This is a genomic window from Serratia sp. Ser99 (assembly GCF_024519545.1).
Taxonomy (GTDB): domain Bacteria; phylum Pseudomonadota; class Gammaproteobacteria; order Enterobacterales; family Enterobacteriaceae; genus Serratia; species Serratia liquefaciens.
The window spans coordinates 230,834-249,962 of sequence record NZ_JALJRT010000002.1; the positions used below are offsets into that span (position 1 = coordinate 230,834).

Annotated in this window: 15 protein-coding genes and 1 pseudogene (1 of these 16 only partly in view); 11 read left to right on the plus strand and 5 right to left on the minus strand. The window is 53.2% G+C overall.

Annotated elements, in window-relative coordinates; translation table 11 throughout:
- The 7 genes and pseudogenes from NR114_RS05190 to NR114_RS05225 form a co-directional block, all read left to right on the plus strand.
- A pseudogene (locus NR114_RS05190) lies at positions 1–158 on the plus strand (alpha-glucosidase) (it extends 1,211 nt beyond the left edge of the window).
- Positions 159–222: 64 nt separating this feature from the next.
- Positions 223–1,338: an ABC transporter ATP-binding protein gene (locus NR114_RS05200; protein WP_128865231.1), complete on the plus strand. Its 1,116-nt coding sequence runs from the start codon at positions 223–225 to the stop codon at positions 1,336–1,338.
- A 20-nt stretch (positions 1,339–1,358) separates the two neighbouring features.
- Positions 1,359–3,053, plus strand: a complete 1,695-nt coding sequence (locus tag NR114_RS05205; protein ID WP_234529219.1) for an alpha-glucosidase — start codon at positions 1,359–1,361, stop codon at positions 3,051–3,053.
- Between the two features lie 310 nt (positions 3,054–3,363).
- The gene (locus NR114_RS05210) at positions 3,364–4,806 is read left to right on the plus strand and encodes a sensor domain-containing diguanylate cyclase (RefSeq protein WP_234529220.1); all 1,443 of its coding nucleotides are present in this window, start codon (positions 3,364–3,366) and stop codon (positions 4,804–4,806) included.
- 112 nt (positions 4,807–4,918) lie between these two features.
- Positions 4,919–5,272 carry a DUF1428 domain-containing protein gene (locus NR114_RS05215; protein WP_046373486.1) on the plus strand — a complete coding sequence of 118 codons (354 nt, stop codon included), beginning with the start codon at positions 4,919–4,921 and terminating at the stop codon, positions 5,270–5,272.
- Between the two features lie 14 nt (positions 5,273–5,286).
- The gene (locus NR114_RS05220) at positions 5,287–5,757 is read left to right on the plus strand and encodes a VOC family protein (protein ID WP_234529221.1); all 471 of its coding nucleotides are present in this window, start codon (positions 5,287–5,289) and stop codon (positions 5,755–5,757) included.
- A gap of 210 nt (positions 5,758–5,967) precedes the next feature.
- The gene (locus tag NR114_RS05225; protein WP_234529222.1) at positions 5,968–7,305 is read left to right on the plus strand and encodes a D-serine ammonia-lyase; all 1,338 of its coding nucleotides are present in this window, start codon (positions 5,968–5,970) and stop codon (positions 7,303–7,305) included.
- 196 nt (positions 7,306–7,501) lie between these two features.
- Here the strand turns inward: NR114_RS05225 and NR114_RS05230 are convergent, their stop codons facing one another.
- Positions 7,502–8,143: a TetR family transcriptional regulator gene (locus tag NR114_RS05230; protein WP_020826978.1), complete on the minus strand. Its 642-nt coding sequence runs from the start codon at positions 8,141–8,143 to the stop codon at positions 7,502–7,504.
- 1,310 nt (positions 8,144–9,453) lie between these two features.
- On the opposite strand from NR114_RS05230, the gene NR114_RS05235 reads away from it, so the two are divergent.
- Together NR114_RS05235 and NR114_RS05240 are read left to right on the plus strand one after the other, a co-directional pair.
- Positions 9,454–10,779: a lysine N(6)-hydroxylase/L-ornithine N(5)-oxygenase family protein gene (locus tag NR114_RS05235; protein WP_234529231.1), complete on the plus strand. Its 1,326-nt coding sequence runs from the start codon at positions 9,454–9,456 to the stop codon at positions 10,777–10,779.
- A 29-nt stretch (positions 10,780–10,808) separates the two neighbouring features.
- Positions 10,809–11,687: an ATP-grasp fold amidoligase family protein gene (locus NR114_RS05240; RefSeq protein ID WP_020826976.1), complete on the plus strand. Its 879-nt coding sequence runs from the start codon at positions 10,809–10,811 to the stop codon at positions 11,685–11,687.
- Positions 11,688–11,839: 152 nt separating this feature from the next.
- On the opposite strand, the gene NR114_RS05245 is transcribed toward NR114_RS05240, so the two are convergent.
- From NR114_RS05245 to NR114_RS05260, 4 genes are all read right to left on the minus strand, one after another.
- On the minus strand, positions 11,840–12,652 hold the full coding sequence (locus NR114_RS05245) for an SDR family oxidoreductase (protein ID WP_234529223.1): 813 nt from the start codon (positions 12,650–12,652) through the stop codon (positions 11,840–11,842).
- Positions 12,649–13,563 carry a myo-inosose-2 dehydratase gene (gene iolE / locus NR114_RS05250; RefSeq protein WP_234529224.1) on the minus strand — a complete coding sequence of 305 codons (915 nt, stop codon included), beginning with the start codon at positions 13,561–13,563 and terminating at the stop codon, positions 12,649–12,651. Before iolE ends, NR114_RS05245 begins: the two co-directional genes overlap by 4 nt.
- A gap of 14 nt (positions 13,564–13,577) precedes the next feature.
- On the minus strand, positions 13,578–15,422 hold the full coding sequence (iolD, locus tag NR114_RS05255; protein ID WP_129982817.1) for a 3D-(3,5/4)-trihydroxycyclohexane-1,2-dione acylhydrolase (decyclizing): 1,845 nt from the start codon (positions 15,420–15,422) through the stop codon (positions 13,578–13,580).
- Positions 15,423–15,573: 151 nt separating this feature from the next.
- Positions 15,574–16,515, minus strand: coding sequence for a MurR/RpiR family transcriptional regulator (locus NR114_RS05260; RefSeq protein WP_142815170.1), 942 nt, complete (start codon positions 16,513–16,515; stop codon positions 15,574–15,576).
- 355 nt (positions 16,516–16,870) lie between these two features.
- Here NR114_RS05260 and NR114_RS05265 point away from each other — a divergent pair, with 355 nt between their 5' ends.
- A complete protein-coding gene (locus tag NR114_RS05265) occupies positions 16,871–18,304 on the plus strand; it encodes an NAD-dependent succinate-semialdehyde dehydrogenase (RefSeq protein WP_234529225.1) in 1,434 nt (477 codons plus the stop codon).
- A 9-nt stretch (positions 18,305–18,313) separates the two neighbouring features.
- Positions 18,314–19,129: an HpcH/HpaI aldolase/citrate lyase family protein gene (locus tag NR114_RS05270; protein ID WP_046373492.1), complete on the plus strand. Its 816-nt coding sequence runs from the start codon at positions 18,314–18,316 to the stop codon at positions 19,127–19,129.

Genomic DNA, 19,129 nt, shown 5'->3' on the forward strand with positions numbered 1-19,129 from the left:
TCCACGTTTTAACCGCCGATGCGGTGATTGAAGGCTCGCGCGATCTGGTGATCCAGGCGCTGCTGGTGGATTCGGTCAACGACAAATGCCGTGCGATCCCTGAGCTGGTCGACGTGATGATCTCTCGCCAGAGCCCGTGGCTTGATTATCTGAAATAAGCCGGATAGCGGGGCGCACATTGGCGCCCCGCTGACTGCCAACTGGGGTGAGAACGGGGGGAATATGGCGCAACTTACGCTTGAAAAACTGCAAAAACGCTATGGCGCTAACGCAGAGGTGATTAAATCGCTGGATCTGCACATCAACAGTGGGGAATTTGTGGTGATCGTCGGGCCTTCCGGCTGCGGTAAATCAACCCTGTTGCGGATGATCGCCGGGCTGGAGGAGATCAGCAGCGGCGGCATGTATATCGATGGCAACTACGTTAACGACGATACCCCGGCTGAACGCGGTATTGGCATGGTGTTCCAGTCTTACGCGCTCTATCCGCATATGAGCGTCTATAAAAACATGGCGTTTGCACTGGAGCTGGCGGGCCATTCCGCGGCTGAAATCGACAGCCGGGTGCGCGAGAGCGCACGCATTTTGCAGCTCGAGCCGCTATTGGAACGCCGCCCGAAGGATCTTTCGGGCGGGCAGCGGCAACGGGTGGCGATTGGTCGGGCCATCGTGCGCGAGCCTAAGCTGTTTTTATTCGACGAACCGCTGTCCAACCTCGATGCGTCACTGCGGGTGCAAATGCGTATGGAAGTGGCGTCGCTGCATAAGCGGCTGGGGTCGACCATCATTTATGTTACCCACGATCAGGTTGAAGCCATGACCTTGGCGGATCGCATCGTGGTGCTGAACCAAGGCCATGTCGAGCAGGTCGGCACGCCGCTGGAACTCTATGACCAACCGGCCAATGAATTTGTCGCGCAGTTTATCGGTTCACCGAAGATGAACCTGATCCCGGCGATTTTGCGGCGTGCCGGTGAGCAGCAAAGCGTGGTCGAGCTGGACAACGGCAAGGCGCTGATACTGCCGATCGCCACGCCGACCGAGGCGGAAGGCCAGAGCGTCAACGTCGGTATCCGCCCGGAGCATATTCGGGGGGGCGAACGCGCGGAGTGCGAGTTTCAGGGCGAGGTGATGTTTGTCGAACACATGGGGAATGAAACCTACCTCTATCTGGACAACGGCAACGCCGGTGAACCCTGGGTGCTGCGCAATCCCGAGCGCTCCAGCATCCAGGCCGGCGATACCGTCGGCGTGCGGCTGCCGGTAGAGTGTTGTTATCTGTTTGACCGTCAAGGTCGGGCGTTTCAGCGCATTTTGTCCTCGGCGCAGGCGCATTAATTTATTAAGGAAGCACAGCCATGAGCGGTGGGCAGACAGTACAGTGGTGGAAGCAGGCGGTGGTGTATCAAATCTACCCGCGCAGCTTTATGGACTCCAATGGTGACGGTATAGGTGACCTGAATGGTATTACTGCCAAATTGGATTACTTGCAGTGGCTGGGTATCGACGTGATTTGGATCTGTCCGATGTACCGCTCGCCGAACGACGACAATGGCTACGATATCAGTGATTATCAGGCCATAATGACCGAATTTGGCACCATGGACGACTTTGACCGCCTGCTGGCTGAAGTACACGCCCGGGGAATGCGGCTGATACTCGATCTGGTGGTTAACCACACGTCTGACGAACATCCGTGGTTTATTGAGTCTCGATCATCTCAAGCCAGCGCCAAACGCGATTGGTATATCTGGCGTGACGGTAAAAATGGCGCGGAACCCAACAACTGGGAGAGCATTTTCAACGGCTCGGCCTGGAAATATGACCCCGGCAGCGAGCAATACTTCCTTCATCTGTTCTCGGAGCGTCAACCGGATCTGAACTGGGAAAACCCGCAGGTGCGTGCGGCGCTGTACGACATGATGCGCTGGTGGCTGGACAAGGGCATTGACGGTTTCCGCATCGACGCTATCTGCCATATGAAAAAGCAGCCGGGGCTGACCGATATGCCCAATCCGCTTGGGTTGCGTTACGTGCCGTCTTTCGAGCGGCATCTGAACTATGAGGGCCTGCTGGAGTATGTCGATGACCTGTGCGAACAGGTGTTTAATCGCTATGACATCATGACGGTGGGCGAAATGAACGGGGCTTCGGCGGAGCAGGGTGAAGACTGGGTGGGCGAGCAGCACGGACGCTTGAACATGATCTTCCAGTTCGAGCACGTCAAGCTGTGGGAAAACAACCACCAGCAGTCGCCGCATGCCGGAGCAGACGTACTGGGCCTGAAAGACATCTTTACCCGCTGGCAGACGCTGCTGGAGGGCAAGGGGTGGAATGCTCTGTATGTTGAAAACCACGATATCCCGCGCGTGGTGTCGAAATGGGGCGACGATAAGCAGTATTGGCGCGAAAGCGCCACTGCCATCGCCGCGATGTATTTCCTGATGCAGGGAACACCGTTTATCTATCAGGGGCAGGAGCTGGGGATGACCAACACCCGCTTCGATAGCCTGGCCGATTTTAACGATATTGCCGCCAGAAACCGTTTTGCCAAGCTGCGCGAGCAGGGCATGGACGAGGCGCAGATCCTGGCGTTTCTCGGCCGCAGCGGACGCGATAACTCGCGCACGCCAATGCAGTGGGACGACAGCGCCAACGCCGGTTTCAGCTCAGCCGCGCCCTGGTTTGCGGTCAATGCCAACTATCCACAGATCAACGTGGCGCGTCAGCGCGAAGAAGCCGATTCAGTACTGAATTTCTATCGGGCGCTAATCCGTCTGCGCAAGCAGGATCCAGTGTGGATCGAAGGTCGCTATCAGTTACAACTGGCGGAACATCCGCATATTTACGCTTATAGCCGCACCCTGGGTACGCAGCAGAGGTTGGTGCTTTGTAATTTGAGTGGTGAACCACAGCAGGTCAACCCGCAGGCCATGCCAGGCGGTCCGTGGCAGTGGTTACTGGGCAATTATCAGGACAATGGCAAGTGGTTAACGCTGCGCCCTTATGAAGCCAGGATCTATCAGCAGGCAGAAGCAACGGAAAGTATTTAATCCTGATTGACCTTCCCGGAGCCGGTTGGCGGCATCCGGGGAGATATCCCTCAGAAATGCCCGTCATTGGCCGTAGCGTTGCAAGCCCTCCGCATTTGAATCCACTCTCCTCTCCAGATCACCGCGTGACAGCTTGAAACATAATAATATTTTTAAATTTTCAATTAGCTGATGCCAGTCCGGTGAAAACTGGCAATAATATCTGTCTGACAGCACATTTTGCGTGCAACGTCAGGCATGCCGGCCAGTGGGTTGGACGCCGTCATGCAGACAGGATTTTTCGTATTTTTTGCAAGCTTCTGGAAGCAAGATGCACACCACTGAGTTACCTGGTGCCACAAAATTACAGCACGCATTAATCGTATTCCTGCTGGTGTTCGGCCTGTGCCTGTTTGGCATTGTGAGCCGGCCCACCGGGCTGCTGTCCTCGTTTTGGCCGGCCAATGCGGTGCTGCTGGCGCTGCTGGTGCGTTATCCGGCGCTGGCCAGCCCCTGGGGTTGGCTGATGGCGATTCTGGGGTATATGGCGGCGGATCTGATCACCGGCAGCACGGTCGTGAAAGCCGCATTGCTCAATGGCGCCAACATTACCGGTGTCGCGGTCGGGTTTTTCCTGTTTATGCGTTTGTCGCCGCAGGTCAGAACGCTGGAACGCACCTCGTCCAGCATTTTTCTGTTCGCCATCTGCCTGACGAGCGCGACCGCCACGGGGTTAGTCGGTGCCGGGGCTTCGGTGCTGCTTTTCGACCGCCAATTCCTGCCCGCCATGGCGCTGTGGCTATCTTCGGAGTTTACCCATTACATTACCCTGATGCCGTTTATCCTGACTTTCCCCACCGACTGGAAAGGCTACCTGCATAGCCTTAACCAGGCGGTGTTCCGCCGCAGCCAGTGGTACAGCATCTGTAGAAAAATGGCGGTGTTAATCCTGCTGCTGCTGGTGTGCATTTGCAGCGTCCTGATCGGCGGCCCCGGTGCGGTGATTTTCCCGATGCCGATCCTGTTGTGGCTGGCAATGACCTTCTCCTTGTTCAGCACCATGATCGCGGTGCTGGCCTATGTATTGTGGTGCCATTTCGCCATCGACATGGGGCTGATTGCGACCAATCTCGACATGAAGCTGTTGCAGAATACGGTGTCGATGCGGCTTGGCGTGGCTTTGTTGGCGTTGGGCCCGATCGCCGTTGCCAGCATGAACTATGCCCGCAATGCATTGTTGCGCAGGCTGGAACATGTGGCAAATCACGATGCATTGACCCACGTATTAACCCGCAGCGCGTTTATGCAGCGCGGTACCAAGCTGGTCAGCCAGAAAGGGGAACACGTTTGCATCATGATGCTGGATATCGACTACTTTAAGTCGATCAACGATCGTTTTGGCCACGCCGGCGGTGACGCGGCGCTGCTGTCCTTCACGCGAGCCATTACCGCTGATCTGCGCGATCAGGACCTGTTTGGTCGCATGGGTGGGGAAGAGTTTGCCATTGTTGCGCCGATAGCCCAGCAGCAGGACGCACTGTCACTGGCCGAGCGGCTGCGCCGTCGTGTGGAAATCGAATCCATCACCATGCCCGCCGGAACCTCGTTGCAAATTACCGTCAGTATCGGCATGGTCACCTGCATTGGTGGGTCAGGCCAAAACCTGGACAACCTGCTGAAAATCGCCGATCTGGCGGTCTACAAAGCTAAAAACAGCGGCCGCAATCGGGTCGCCACGCCAGAATTACTCTCCCGCGCTTATACCGACCTCTGAAGCCACCAGCAGCCTGAATGGTTGACCCCACTAATGGGGTCTAAAATGGTAGAGGGCGCCGGCAACTCCGCCGGCGCCACCCCGACTGTCGAATCGACAAGAGGAATCTTCTATGAAATATGTTGATGGCTTTGTAGTGGCGGTACCGGCCGCCAATAAGGAGGCGTATCTAAAACTGGCTGCTGCGGCAGCTCCTCTGTTTAAGGAATTCGGTGCCACACGCGTTGTTGAGTGTTGGGGCAATGATGTCCCCGACGGCAAACTTACCGATTTTCGCGGTGCGGTGAAGGCCGAAGCCGATGAAGTGGTGGTGTTCAGCTGGATTGAGTACCCCTCCAAGGCGGTGCGTGACGATGCCAACCAGAAGATGATGGCCGATCCGCGCATGAAAGCCTTGGGTGACCAAATGCCATTTGACGGCAAACGCATGATTTTCGGCGGTTTCGAACCGATCCTGGATCAGTAGCGGAGGGGGATATCGTGAAAATCACCCAACACTTATGGTTTGAAAAAGATATGGATGCGGCGCTGCGGTGCTACATAGATTTGATCCCCGGCTCCTCCCTGACCTGGCATTCTAGCTTGCCCGCCGATACTCCCAGCGGCCCGGCTGGCAGCGTCAAACTGGCGACTTTTGTTCTCGGCGACCAGCGCTATGCGGCGATTGAAGCCGGGCCCCTGGATCCATTCAATCACAGCTTTTCCATCATGGTCGAGTGTGCGGATCAGGCGGAAGTGGATCGGCTGTGGGAAGCCCTGAGCGACGGTGGCAGCGTTGAACAGTGCGGTTGGCTGCGCGACCGCTGGGGATTGAGCTGGCAGATTGTGCCCAGACGGTTGACGGAGCTGATGGCTGACCCCGATAGCCTGAAGGTGAAAAGGGTCACCGAAGCGATGCTACGGATGGTCAAGCTGGATATCGCCGGGCTGGAAGCGGCGGCTCGTGAGTAATATGGCCTTGGCAAATGCCCCGCAGAAGGTACGCCTGCGGGGCGCTTTAGATGATTGCTTGTCATTCAAAACCTACCAAAAGTTTATAAATTGACGTAAATCACCTTATTGCATCAATACTGCTCATCTAAGGCTGATTTTTTATCATTTGTCAGCTCAGGCGAATCGCTGCACTCTAGGGCTAACCTTTTTGCAGCGCAGAGAAAAACAATGGAAAAGACACAGATTCAGCAATTAGTGACGCAATTCCCGCTGGTGCAGGAGCTGATCGACCTTAAGCCGGTGACCTGGTTCAACCCGCAAGCGACGACTTTGCAGGTCGGGCTGCCCCACGTCGGGCTGGGCGCTGAAGACGTAGCTGAGGCAGAACAGCGGCTGACGCGTTTTGCGCCTTACCTGAGCGTAGCCTTCCCCGAAACTCAAGCCACTAAAGGGGTAATCGAGTCTGAGGTTGTCGCTCTGCCTGCGATGCAAACGGCATTGAATCAACGCTATGGCCTGACGCTGGGCGGGCGGTTACTGCTTAAAAAAGACAGCCATCTGCCGATCTCCGGTTCGATCAAGGCTCGCGGCGGTATTTACGAGGTGCTGGCGCATGCGGAAAAGCTGGCTCTGGAAGCCGGGCTGCTGCAGTTGACGGATGACTACGCCAAGCTGTTTTCGCCGGAGTTCCGCGAGTTTTTCGGCGGCTATCGCATTGCCGTAGGGTCGACAGGCAACCTCGGGATGTCGATCGGCATTATCAGCGCTCGCCTCGGCTTTAGCGTCAGCGTGCACATGTCGGCGGATGCCCGCGAATGGAAAAAGCAAAAGCTGCGCGATAACGGCGTCAACGTGGTGGAATATGAACAAGATTATGGGGTCGCCGTTGAACAGGGTCGTTTGCAGGCGGCGAGCGATCCACGCTGCTTCTTCATCGATGACGAAAACTCGCAAACGCTGTTCCTGGGCTATGCCGTGGCCGGTGGGCGGCTGAAACGTCAGTTTGCCGAGAGCGGCATTCGGGTCGATGCTCAGCATCCTTTGTTTGTTTATCTGCCCTGTGGCGTCGGCGGCGGTCCTGGCGGAGTGGCATTTGGCTTGAAACTGGCCTTCGGCGACCACGTACGCTGTATCTTTGCCGAGCCGACACATTCGCCATGCATGCTGCTTGGTGTGCATACCGGGCTGCACGACGGTATCTCGGTCCAGGATCTGGGTATCGACAACCAGACTGCCGCGGATGGATTGGCGGTGGGGCGCGCCTCCGGTTTTGTCGGCCGTGCGATGGAACGTCTGCTTGCGGGGTTCTATACCCTGAGCGATGCTGAGATGTTTGCGCTGTTAGGCCTGTTGGATCGACATGAACATATTCAGCTTGAGCCTTCGGCATTAGCCGGCATGCCGGGGCCATGGCGCGTAGCGGCCGATGCGGAGTGGTTGGCGAGCCAGGGGTTGAATGAGGAGCAGATGAACCATGCTACCCACCTGGTGTGGGCAACCGGTGGCGGCATGGTGCCGGAAGTTGAGATGGCGAAATATTTGGCTCAAGCGGCACAAGCGCTTTAAACGGGCAGTAGCAAAACCAGAGTAATGCGCTGCAGGGCGTCGTCACGCGTATCCGGGTAAATGGCTCAAATGGCCAGCGACGCCATAACTTTAGGCCCCCTGGCAAAGGTCACCACGGGGGCGGACAGTAAAACATCAGGCGTGGTAAACGCTTCTCAGCCAGGTTTTGGTCATCACAGCTTTCTCAGGTTGTTAGTTAAAGCGCCACATAGCGCAGCGTTGCCACGACGGCCAACCGACGGTTGCGGATCACCTGATCTTCCGGCGGTTCCTGACTTTCAAACAACGTATTAAAGGTGTACCTGTTGGCAACATAGTGGAAGCACAAACTGCTGATCAAGCGATGCACGTCCGTGGCGCAGGCGTCCGGAGTGAATTGCTGCCCTTGTTTACCGCGTTGTAAAATATCCTCCAGCAAGGTCAGGGCGCTTTGATTCAGCGCCTTGATGCGTGACGACTGACGAATGTATTGGCCGCGCATCATGTTTTCCATACAGATCACACGTATGAAGTCGGGGTGTTCCGCATGGTAGTTAAAGCTTTCTTCTACCAGTCGGGTCATGGCCTCTACCGGGGGCAAAGCATGCAAATCCAAGCCCGACTCATGAGCGCGAATATGCTGATAGACGTGTTCCAATACCTCTATGTAGAGCGATTCTTTATTCTTGAAATGATAAACCACCATGCGTTTGGTGGTGGCGGCATGCTCGGCAATGTTCTCCATGCGTCCACCCTTAAGACCGGCTTCGGCAAACTCACTTAATGCCGCAGCGAAAATACGTTGCTTCAGGCCAACGGGGTCATTTTTGCGTTTGGTTGCGGGTATCTCATCATTCATCAAAACATCAGTCACTTATAATTTGGAGGACACCGGTTAAGATTAACCGGGGTCAGCTGGTAATACAATCTGGCAGGTTATCGCTTTGTGAACATTGTCATCCTAAACGCCGATGCAGCATGCTCAGTAATAATAATGACACAAAGGCCGATACTGGGGCGTGAGCAATAATTATTCACTAGGGTTTTTGAATGCTTAAGCGGTAGTTCAAAAAATAGGGTGAAGGGAATAAACGTGCTGAGAAAGAATGCCATGAAATCGTGTTGATTTTTTTTCGTCTCTGCAGTTAATGGTGAGCGGATTGTTTCGAAAGCAGGGGTCTTTTACATAAAAATCCTAAGGTAGCCTAAGAACATTAACTACCCATAACAGGATGATATTTGCTCAGATGGTTTTTTCCTTTTCCTCTGCCAATAGGTCCTGATTTCAATATTAGCTTTCCTTGGCATTGATCAAGAAAGAAAAGATCCGAAAGAAAACAGCGTTGGTTTTAACGCGACTCAATGTTAAGAGCGTGCCCATTTATGCCAAAGTGCCTACGTAAGCGGAAAACGGGGCTGAGTCGTCATAGTTAAGCACGCTATAATCGGTGAAATATCTGAATTTTCTGTAGATAGAAAAGCCTCCATTGCCAAAAGACTGTCTAAGGTTAGAACTAGAGTTGATTTGCAGGGAAAAGGTACGGGGTAAGGACAGTTATCAGGCTCAGAGCCGCTTGGCGGCGGGTTTCACTTGATAAACACGATCTCCAACCCTGGTTAAACCAAGATGAAATTTTATGATTTTTTACGATTTCACTTTTAATTTTACATTAACAACGTCGATTTTGGTTTTAATATTATTTTTTTTCACATGCCAGTCATCCGCTTTGAAGCTACTCTTGTTACGTAATGTCTAATTAAGGAAGATGTCATGTTTAATAGGCAAGTTAACATAGGGACATGTTATGGATTACTCTGTTAATTCACTGGATGTTATTGTCTTGAAAATCTCTCTCAAAGCAATGTCATTTTATAACTCTGCAGAATATGGTTTTATTTTAACTGAAGAACGACTGTCCAAAAGAGATACGTTCGGGTTTTCATGAGAATAATAATGGCAGTTGATGCGGTTGTTTTAATCTTTTGATCTTAGAGCTATTCATTGTGAGACGTTAGAGCTCAATGGCAATAAGTCTGGCGTTATTGCATAGATGCCACTGCTGCACGATTTATTTTAACGTCAATGCCGGGATCAAATTTCGTTACGTTATTTTACCAGACCAATATTATATTTCTGGAAAAAGATTTATTCACTCAGGAGCACACTCAATGAACCAGCGTTTGGACTTTATCGGTATTGGCATCGGTCCGTCCAACCTAAGTATTGCTGCGCTTGGTAGCGAGATCGAAGGGTTTAATTGCAAATTCCTCGAGCGCAAACCGCACTTTTCTTGGCATCCGGGCATGATCCTGGCAGATAGCAGTATGCAGACCCACTTTTTGAAGGATCTGGTGACGGCGGTTTCACCCACCAATCCTTACAGTTTTCTCAACTATCTGGTGAAGCGGAAAAAGTTCTACCGTTTTCTGACCAGCGAACAGCGTACCGCCTCTCGTGAAGAGTTTGCCGATTATCTCAACTGGGCTGCAACGGGGCTGGACTCACTGGTGTTCAACCAAGAGGTTCAGCGGGTGGAGTTTGATGACCGTCAGCGACAGTTTGCCGTTACCACTCAAAACGACGTATTTTACGCCAAACACCTGTGTGTAGGCATCGGCAAACAAATTAAGCTGCCAGACTGTGTGACTCAGCAAAATGATCAATGCTTCCACGCCAGCGAAATGATGTTACGCCAGCCTGACCTGACTGGAAAACGTGTGGCGATCGTGGGTGGGGGGCAAAGCGGGGCCGATCTGTTCCTGAATATTTTTCAGGGGCAATGGGGCCAACCAGAACAGCTGAGTTGGATTTCCCGCCGCAATAACTACAACGCGCTTGATGAAGCGGCATTTGCCAACGAGTATTTTACGCCAGAATATGTCGAGAAATTCTGCACGCTAAACAACTCAGCCAAGCAACACATGTTGCACGAGCAAAAGATGACATCTGATGGCATCACCAGCGAGTCTCTGTTAGCTATCTATCGTGCCATGTATCACCACTTCGATGTCCTTCGCGAGAAACGATGGGTGAAACTGTTGCCCAGCCGTTCAGTGACCGCCCTCACAGCCAAAGATAATTTCTATCGGTTAGAGACGCAGCATCACCTTGATCAAGGCCACGAAATCGTTGATGCAGACGTGGTGATTTTTGCTACCGGTTACCAACAGGTGCGCCCGGCGTTTCTTGAATCTCTGGCTCATGGTCTATCAACCACCGCCGATGGGCAATACCGTATTGCCTCTGATTTCACCTTTGAGCGCGAAGGTGAAGCTGAGAACTGCTTGTTTGCCGTTAACGCCAGCATGCACCACCACGGTATTGCTGATCCTCAACTCAGTCTGATGGCCTGGCGTTCAGCCCGGATCCTCAATCGCGCATTAGGCCATGACCAATTTGATTTGAGCACGCCCCCAGCGATGATCCAATGGCGCAGTGAGCAACAACAACCTATAGCTTCAGCTTCCTTTGGTGCCATTCAGTCACCGTTTTAATTTTGTCGTCAAATGATGAGACAGGGTGTATGAGAAGAAATATTAATAAATTTATCATGAATCAACTGGCGACATTTACGCCGACCTTCAAGACAAAATTTATCTACAAAAAGGCATTCGGGAAAAAATTGAATCTCAATCCACCGGTAACGTGGAACGAGAAAATAAATTATCTAAAACTTAACGATTACAGTAACAACGCGCTGGTTACGCAGTGTGCCGATAAATACGCAGTGCGAGAGTATTTGAAGGCGCAGGGATGTGAAGAAATTCTAAACGAGCTGTACTTCGCCTGCGACTCTGTACATGAGATCCCCTGGGATACGTTACCCGAAAAGTTTGTGATCAAGGGTAACCATGGTTCTGGTTACAACCTGATTTGCCAGGACAAAAGTAAGTTGGACATTGGGCGAGCCTCTAAAATCATAGATAACTGGATGCGAGAGGACTACTGGAAAGTCTATGCAGAATTAAACTATAAAAAGATAAATAAAAAGATAATAGGTGAAAGATATATAGAGTCTGCGGGTGGCCATGGCCCGGAAGACTATAAAATATACTGTTTCAATGGCGTACCTTACTGCACGTTACTCTGTGTCGGTAGGGATAAAGGCATGCCGAAATATTACTTTTTTGACAAAGACTTCAAGTTCCTGTGCTACAGCCAAGACTGCCTGGCCCTTAGCCCAGAAGAGATCGACGCTTTTGTTAAACCCGAGGGTTACGACGATCTTTTTGAATACGCGAGAAAATTGTCGGCGCCCTTCGAGTTTGTTCGTGTCGATTTCTATATCTCCAATGGCAAAGTCATCTTTGGTGAGTTGACCTTCACCCCCTCTGCAGGGATTGATACGGATATTCTCGAACCCACAGACATTTTGCTTGGGAAGATGCTTAATCTGAAGTAATACCCTGCATTAATAGAATGCAGCCTAAGGAAAATAAATGGCTTGGTGATTTTTTGGGCAAATGTTGTCGCCTTGGAAGTCGCTAATACAGTTTTGACCCGACACCCTGCGAGTAGTGCAGGGTGTCTTTTTATGTGCGTGGCAAGCAGGAATCAGAGCGGGGCGGAGGGAGAGGGCGTCTGATCGTACCCCCCCCAGACTGACTGATCGAAGTTAACGATAGAACCGGTCATCAGGCCGGATTCATCGCTGGCCAGGAAAGCGACGGTACGTGCCACTTCTTCTGGCTGAATCAAACGACCAAAAGGCTGCTCGGCGGCGGCTTTTTCCAGCCAGTTATCCTCGGCACCATGATATTGCTTCATTATGCGGTCTTCCCCTTCGGATGCCATCCACCCGATGTTCAGACCATTGACGCGGATCCGGTTGCGTAACAGGGCGTAGGCGGTGTTGCGTGTCAACGTAGCCAATGCGCCTTTCGACGAACAGTAGGCGGAGATAAAAGGCTGCCCGGCCAACGCTGACATGGAACAGATGTTAACAATGCTGCCCGCCGTATTTTCACGACGCATAATTTTTATCGACTCTTGCATCAGATAAAACGGCCCGCGAACATTGGTGGCAAACATCTTGTCGAACAGCTCGGGTGCCGTATCGATGATGGTGCCGCGATCGGTCATGCCCCCGGCGTTGACCAGAACATCGACGCGGCCAAATAATTCATCTGTTTTAGCGATAACCTGGCGACAGTCTTCCACGGAAGATAAATCGGCGCGTACAAAAATCACTGGGGTGTCAGTTTCTGCATTTAACCTCTCAGCGATTTCTGCGCCTTTTGCCTGGTTTCTTCCGCAAATAATCACCCCGGTGGCCCCTTGCTGGCTAAAATGGCGCGCGATTGCGGCCCCCAACCCCTGCGTGCCACCGGTGATGACGGCCACTTTTCCGACTAACTGATCCATCATATATCTCCTTCTGTATAGCGATAGCCTGCCGCGCTGAGCGCTTTGCACAGGGTGTTATAGCCGAGACGGGCATACTCAAGGGGCGGCGCTTTGGCCGGATCCTGTTCGGCTTCAACCACAAACCACCCCTGATAACCTATAGCGGCAAGCTTATTAATGACGGCGGTGAAGTCGATGGATCCATCACCCGGTACGGTATAAACCCCCTTCAATACGGCATCCAGAAAAGAGTCTTTATGGCGGTCGATACCGTTTAGCGCGTCCGAACGGACATCTTTGGTATGCACATGGATGATGCGATCGCCATGTTTTTCCAGCACCCTGACAGGGTCCACGCCAGCGAACACCAAATGTCCGGTATCAAATAACAGACCAACGTCTTTACTGGTTGCCGCCATTAAGCGGTCAATATCCTGTTCATCTTCAATTGCCGTGCCCATATGATGATGGAAGGCGAGTGGCACGCCGAAATCCTTGCAGAAGGCGGCAAACCGAGACAGTTTGTCGCCGTACTCGCTGATTTCTGCGTCGGACAACTGACGTCGTTCAGCCAGGGGGACGTTCTGCCGGTTCTGGATGGTACCGGCAGTCTCTCCGTAAACCAGGCAGGCGGCACCGCAGTCGCGGAAAAGTTGCATTTGTGGCAGCGAGCGGCTGATTTCTTCGTTCAGGCTGTTATCAAGCAGCGTGCCCGAATACCATCCCGAGACCAGTTCAAGCTGGAAGTATTTCAGGGTAGGTTTGAGCTCCTCACTGGTTTTTGGGAATTTGCCCCCCGTTTCAACGCCCTGAAACCCCGCAAGGTGGCTTTCAAACAGGCAGGTTGCCAACGAGGTTTCACCTCCTAGCTGAGGGAGATCGTCATTCGACCAAGCGATAGGCGCGATGCCAAGCTTTGCTTTAAGAACCATGTTCTGCCCCTTCTTTAAATGCCGATACGCTGATTTTTGCGTCCTTCGAGATGTTCGCGATGCGCCTGGTTAACGCTCTCGCGCTCGCTCACTTCCGGCACGCCGACATCCCACCATGCATCTCCGGGCGTCCAGTGGTGGGCGTCGGTGGCAATGGAAATTACCGTGGTACGATCGTTGCCTTTGGCCCATTTAAGGGCGTCTTCAAGCTGTTCGAGCGAGGTCACCTTGCGGGCATAAGCCCCCATCGACTCGGCATTGGCGACGAAATCCACCGGGAAAGGCTCTTTCACGCGGCAATCCTTCAACAGGTTATTGAAGGAAGCACCGCCTTTGGCGTTCTGCAAACGGTTGATCACCGCATAACCGCCGTTGTCGCACACCAGTAAAATAAATTTATGACCGGACAGTACGCTCGAATAGATATCTGAGTTCATCATCATGTAGGTGCCGTCCCCAATCATGACGAAGACATCCTGTTTTTTGCCCGCCATGGCGGCTCCCCAGCCTGCAGAGAGCTCATAACCCATACAGGAAAAACCGAACTCGCAATCGAAGGTGCCGGGATCTTTGACACGCCAGCCTTTCACCAACTCGCCAGGCAGCCCGCCGGCGGCACTGATGATGTAATCTTCCGGCGCCGCCACTGCATTCACCACGCCGATCACCTGGGCGTAGCTGGGGACATCGGCGGTGACTCCAGGTTCTTGGGTTTTTGCAATCAGTGCGTTCCAGTCAGCAAAAGCCGCTCGTCCCTTAGCCAACCAGGCGGGCGCGGCCACCCATTCGCCCAGTGCATGGTTTAGCTCGATAATCCCTTCACGGGCATCGCACACCAGCGGAATAGCGCGGTGTTTATGCGCATCAAAGCGCGCAGCATTGAGTGAAATGAACTGTGCCTGTTGATCGAATACCGTCCATGAGCCGGTGACGAAATCCATCAACCGGGTTCCTATGGCGACCACGACATCGGCTCGGGAAGCCAACTCATTGGCTGAGGTGGAGCCAAGAATACCAATCGGCCCCATATGGATAGGGTGGTCATGCGTAAAAGCGCCTTTACCGGCAATGGTTTCCACGACGGGTATGCCGTGGCGAACCGCGAAAGCCTCCAGTTCAGCTTCGGCCTGAGAGTAGCGCACGCCTCCACCAGAGATAATCAATGGGCGTTTGGCGTTCATCAGGCATTGTGCTGCGTGAGCAAGCTGAAGGCGATCGGGCCGTGGACGAGGCATCAGATGCAACTGCGGGGCAAAAAAGGCTTCCGGGTAATCCCAGGCCATTTCCTGCACGTCCTGACACATGCCGATAAAGGCCGGGCCGCAGTCGCCCGGATCCAGCATGGTGGCCACGGCCTGCGGCAGCGAGGACATGATTTGTTCAGGATAGGTGATGCGGTCCCAATAGCGGCTTACCGTTTTGAAAGCATCGTTGATGGTTTGTGTCGGATCGTTGAAATGCTCGATCTGTTGCATTACCGGATCCGGATGCCGCCGCGCAAAGCTGTCGCCGCAAATCATCAGCATGGGCAAACGACTGGTGTGCGCGACGCCGGCAGCGGTTAGCAGGTTGGCGGTACCCGGCCCGATCGACGCGGTAACCACCATGATCTGCCTGCGAACCATCGCCTTGGCAAAACCAATAGCCGCAAAACCCATCGATTGTTCATTTTGGCCGCGCCAGGTTGGCAAAATATCCTGTACTGCTTCCAGCGCTTCACCCAGACAGGTGACGTTGCCATGGCCAAAAATCCCATACACGCCGGGAAAAAGCGGGACGCGTTCACCCTCGATTTCCGTAAACTGGTTGCTCAGATAACGAACGACTGCCTGAGCCGCTGTACAACGAATCTTGGCCATATCTTCCCCCATTCGGATTGAACGCCTGAAAGCAGCATGATTATTTTTTTTGCATTTTAAATTGCTGTTTATTTTAATTGGCAATAAAAATTGCAAATTCAAACGACAAGACTCCCATCCCGACAGGGCAGAAGTCTGTTTTAAACGTGATTCAACTGCGATGACGCTTGCGGTTCCCCTCACTGCGTTTTTCACGCTCGGTAATGGTTTCAATGCAGGGCTGGGCTTTTTCCGGCTGTAATGCCGCAGCCAATGCCATCGCAATGCTCTGCGCCAGACACACCGGCGCCGCCAGAGATCGCGAAAAACTGTATTCTTCTTCCGGTATGGTAAACAGTACTTTTGCACTTTTAGCCAGTGGTGAAAGCTGACTGTCAGTAATGGCCACAATAGGGATGCCACGCGCACCGGCATCATCCGCAATGGCGATCACTTCTTTCGCGTAATGGCGAAATGCTATGGCAATAAGCACATCATTTTCCCGCATATTGTTGGCCATTTGCGGGGCCAGTCCCCCGGCAGCATCCAGCAGTATCACGCGACGATTGAGCATGGTTAAAAGGTACCGCATCAGCGACGCGACAGGTTCCGAGCGCAACTGGCCGGCAATATAGACAGTTTCAGCCTCCTTCAGCAGATGGGCGGTCTCATCGAGATCCTGTTCGGTGATGTTATTCAATAACTCCTGCAGCGTTGCGATATCACGAATGACCAGACTTTGCAGGAAACCCAAGCTGCCTTTTTCATCATTTTTTCGCAGATCATTTTCCAGTGCGGTAATCCGCTCGTTGTAACCGGGCGCTGCCGTAGCCAACCGCGTCTGGAAAACGCTCTGCATCTGTTTAAAACCGCTATAACCAAAAGCCTGGGCAAAACGCACCAACACCGATGGATGTAACCCGCATTTGGCCGCCACGGCGTTGATCGACTCCAGAGCAACCGTATTGGGGTTCTGGGTTATGTAGCGTGCCGCCTGCTGATAGCGTTCCGACAACTGCGGATAGCGTCGGGTGATTTCGTTGACGACCTGCTCGTAATTGTCATGAGGTAGCGGTTTGAGCGCGGCCAGAGTTGGGTCTGTTTTTTTCACCATCAGAATTTCCTTTCCAGGCATTAGCCAGTCATTTTCCAGCACGCTACAGCAATAAAAATTGCAAGTAAAACTCACATGCAATTATTTCTATCTCATTTGCCTTGGGCTGGGAAAAATTCTTCGTGAGATTTGTGATTCATCTCTAAAATATTTATTTCAATTGTGGGTGTTAATTGAAATTTTCAAACCAAAATAATTTTTAATGTATTGATATATTTGAGTTTAAATTGATTTTAATAATGATTTTTTGCCCAAGGTGATGTTGTTGCAACTTTTATTGCTGTGTGTCTAGTATTGCAAATATTGATGCTTTAGCGGCACTCTGCCGAAGCAAAATGCTGAGGGACAACCCATCATGTATGACAATTTTGGACAGTTTATCAACGGTGAGTGGTGTACCGGCCGCGGCACCGAAAGGATAACGGTGATCGACCCGGGCAAGGGCTGCGAGTTGGGTCAGATTAAGGCGGCGTCTGCGGTAGATACGCTGGTTGCGTTGGACTGTGCCGATCGAGCATTTCCCGGCTGGAAAAACACACCGGCCTGGCAACGCGCGGATCTGCTTCAGGCGGTAGCGCGTGCCATGGTGGCGATAACGCAAGAAGCTGCAGTGATGGTTTCGAAAGAAAGTGGCAAACCCTTGGCGCAGGCAAAACGTGAATGGGAGCTGTCTGTCGATCAGTTTATTTGGCATGCGGAAGAGGCGCGGCGCATCTATGGGCGAATTGTCGAAAGTCGCGTTCCCGCAGGCCGCTGCGAAGTCCTGCATGAGCCGATCGGCGTGGTGGCGTCGTTCACCGCCTGGAATTTCCCGGTGGTATTGGTGGCTCGCAAACTGGCCCCCGCACTTGCCGCAGGCTGTACGGTGGTATTGCGTCCTTCGAGTGAAGTACCGGGTTCCGCGATGCTGATCTTCGAATGTTTGCGTCAGGCTGGGCTGCCGGCCGGCGTCGCCAACCTGGTGGTGGGGCCGACCGCAACCACCTATGGGCCTTTAATGTCATCGCCAACGGTCAGGAAGGTTTCCCTGACTGGCTCTACGCAAATCGGTCGGCAGATGATCCGCGATTCTGCATCAACCATCAAGCGGCTCAGCATGGAGTTGGGCGGCAATGCGCCAGTAGTCATTTTTAACGACGCCGATATCGATAAAGCGCTAGATCTCTCAGTTGCCACGAAATTTGCCAACAGTGGTCAGGTGTGTGTAACCGGCGATCGTTTTTATGTTCATGAACACTGCTATCAGGCCTTTGTGGAAGGCTTTGCTCGGCGAGCCAGCCAGCTGAATGTGGGTTATGGGCTCGATGAAGGCACCACCATGGGGCCGCTTATCAACATGAAACGGCTTCACGCGATCGAAGACATTGTTACCGACGCGCGCGCCAAAGGCGGAAGAGTGGTGACTGGCGGGCATCGTCTTGAACTTGGCGGGGGCTATTTTTATGCGCCCACGGTGATTGCCGATTTACCCGACGATGCGCTCGCAATGGCTGAGGAGAATTTCGGCCCCATTGCGGCAATCACTTCTTTTAGCGACAGCGAAGCCTTATGGGACAGGGTTAACAATTCCAATTTTGCTCTCTCGGCCTACGCCTTTACGCGAGATCCGGCTCGGATCCGCGAAGCCGTTTCTCGCTTCGAGTCCGGCATGGTGGGGATCAACAGCTATGCGCTGGCAGCGGCTGAAGTGCCGTTCGGGGGAATCAAGGCCAGCGGTATGGGACGTGAAGGGGGTTCAGAAGGTATCCACGACTACATGAACACCAAACTTGCACAGATCGTGGTTTAAGGAGCCGCAATGAAACGCAATAACGTCAAAAAGCGTTGGGATGAGGGGCAAACGGTGTTGAACGGCTGGCTGAGCGTTGCCAGCGCCTTTACCGCCGAGATTATGGCTGAGCAGGGGTACGATGCGCTCACGATAGACCTCCAGCATGGGTTTGTCGGTTACGAACAGGCAACCCATATGCTGCAGGCGATGCGCGCCAGCGGTATAGCCCCGCTGGTCAGGGTGCCCTGGCTCGAACCGGGCATGATCATGAAGGCGCTGGATGCCGGGGCCTGGGGCATTATCTGCCCGATGGTAAACACTGCCGAGCAGGCCCGCACCCTGGTTTCCTGCGTGCGTTATCCCCCCACTGGCAGCCGGAGTTTCGGCCCGACCCGTGCGGTGATTTCTGCCGGCGCTGACTATGGTCAATTCGCCGATGAGCAGGTGGTCTGTCTTGCTATGATCGAGACGGCCGAGGCCGTTGAAAATATCGAATCCATTGTGGCTACGCCAGGTCTGGACGGCGTTTACATCGGCCCGGCGGATCTGACGCTTGGCTTGACCGGTCGAAAATACCGTACCGGGTTTGACCGAGACGAGCCCGAAATCATCGAAGCCATAAAGCATATCCTGGCCACTGCGCATCGTGCAGGCAAGAAGGCAGGGTTGCATAACGGCACTGCCGCCTATGCCGCGCAAGCCGCTGAATGGGGCTTTGACCTGGTGACGGTATCCAACGACGTACAACTGCTGCGGTCCGCGGCTTCAGCCAGCGTGGCGCAGTTTCGTCAGTTGAATGGCGAAGTCAAAGACGCAGAGCACGCCGTTCGGGGAGGGTACTGA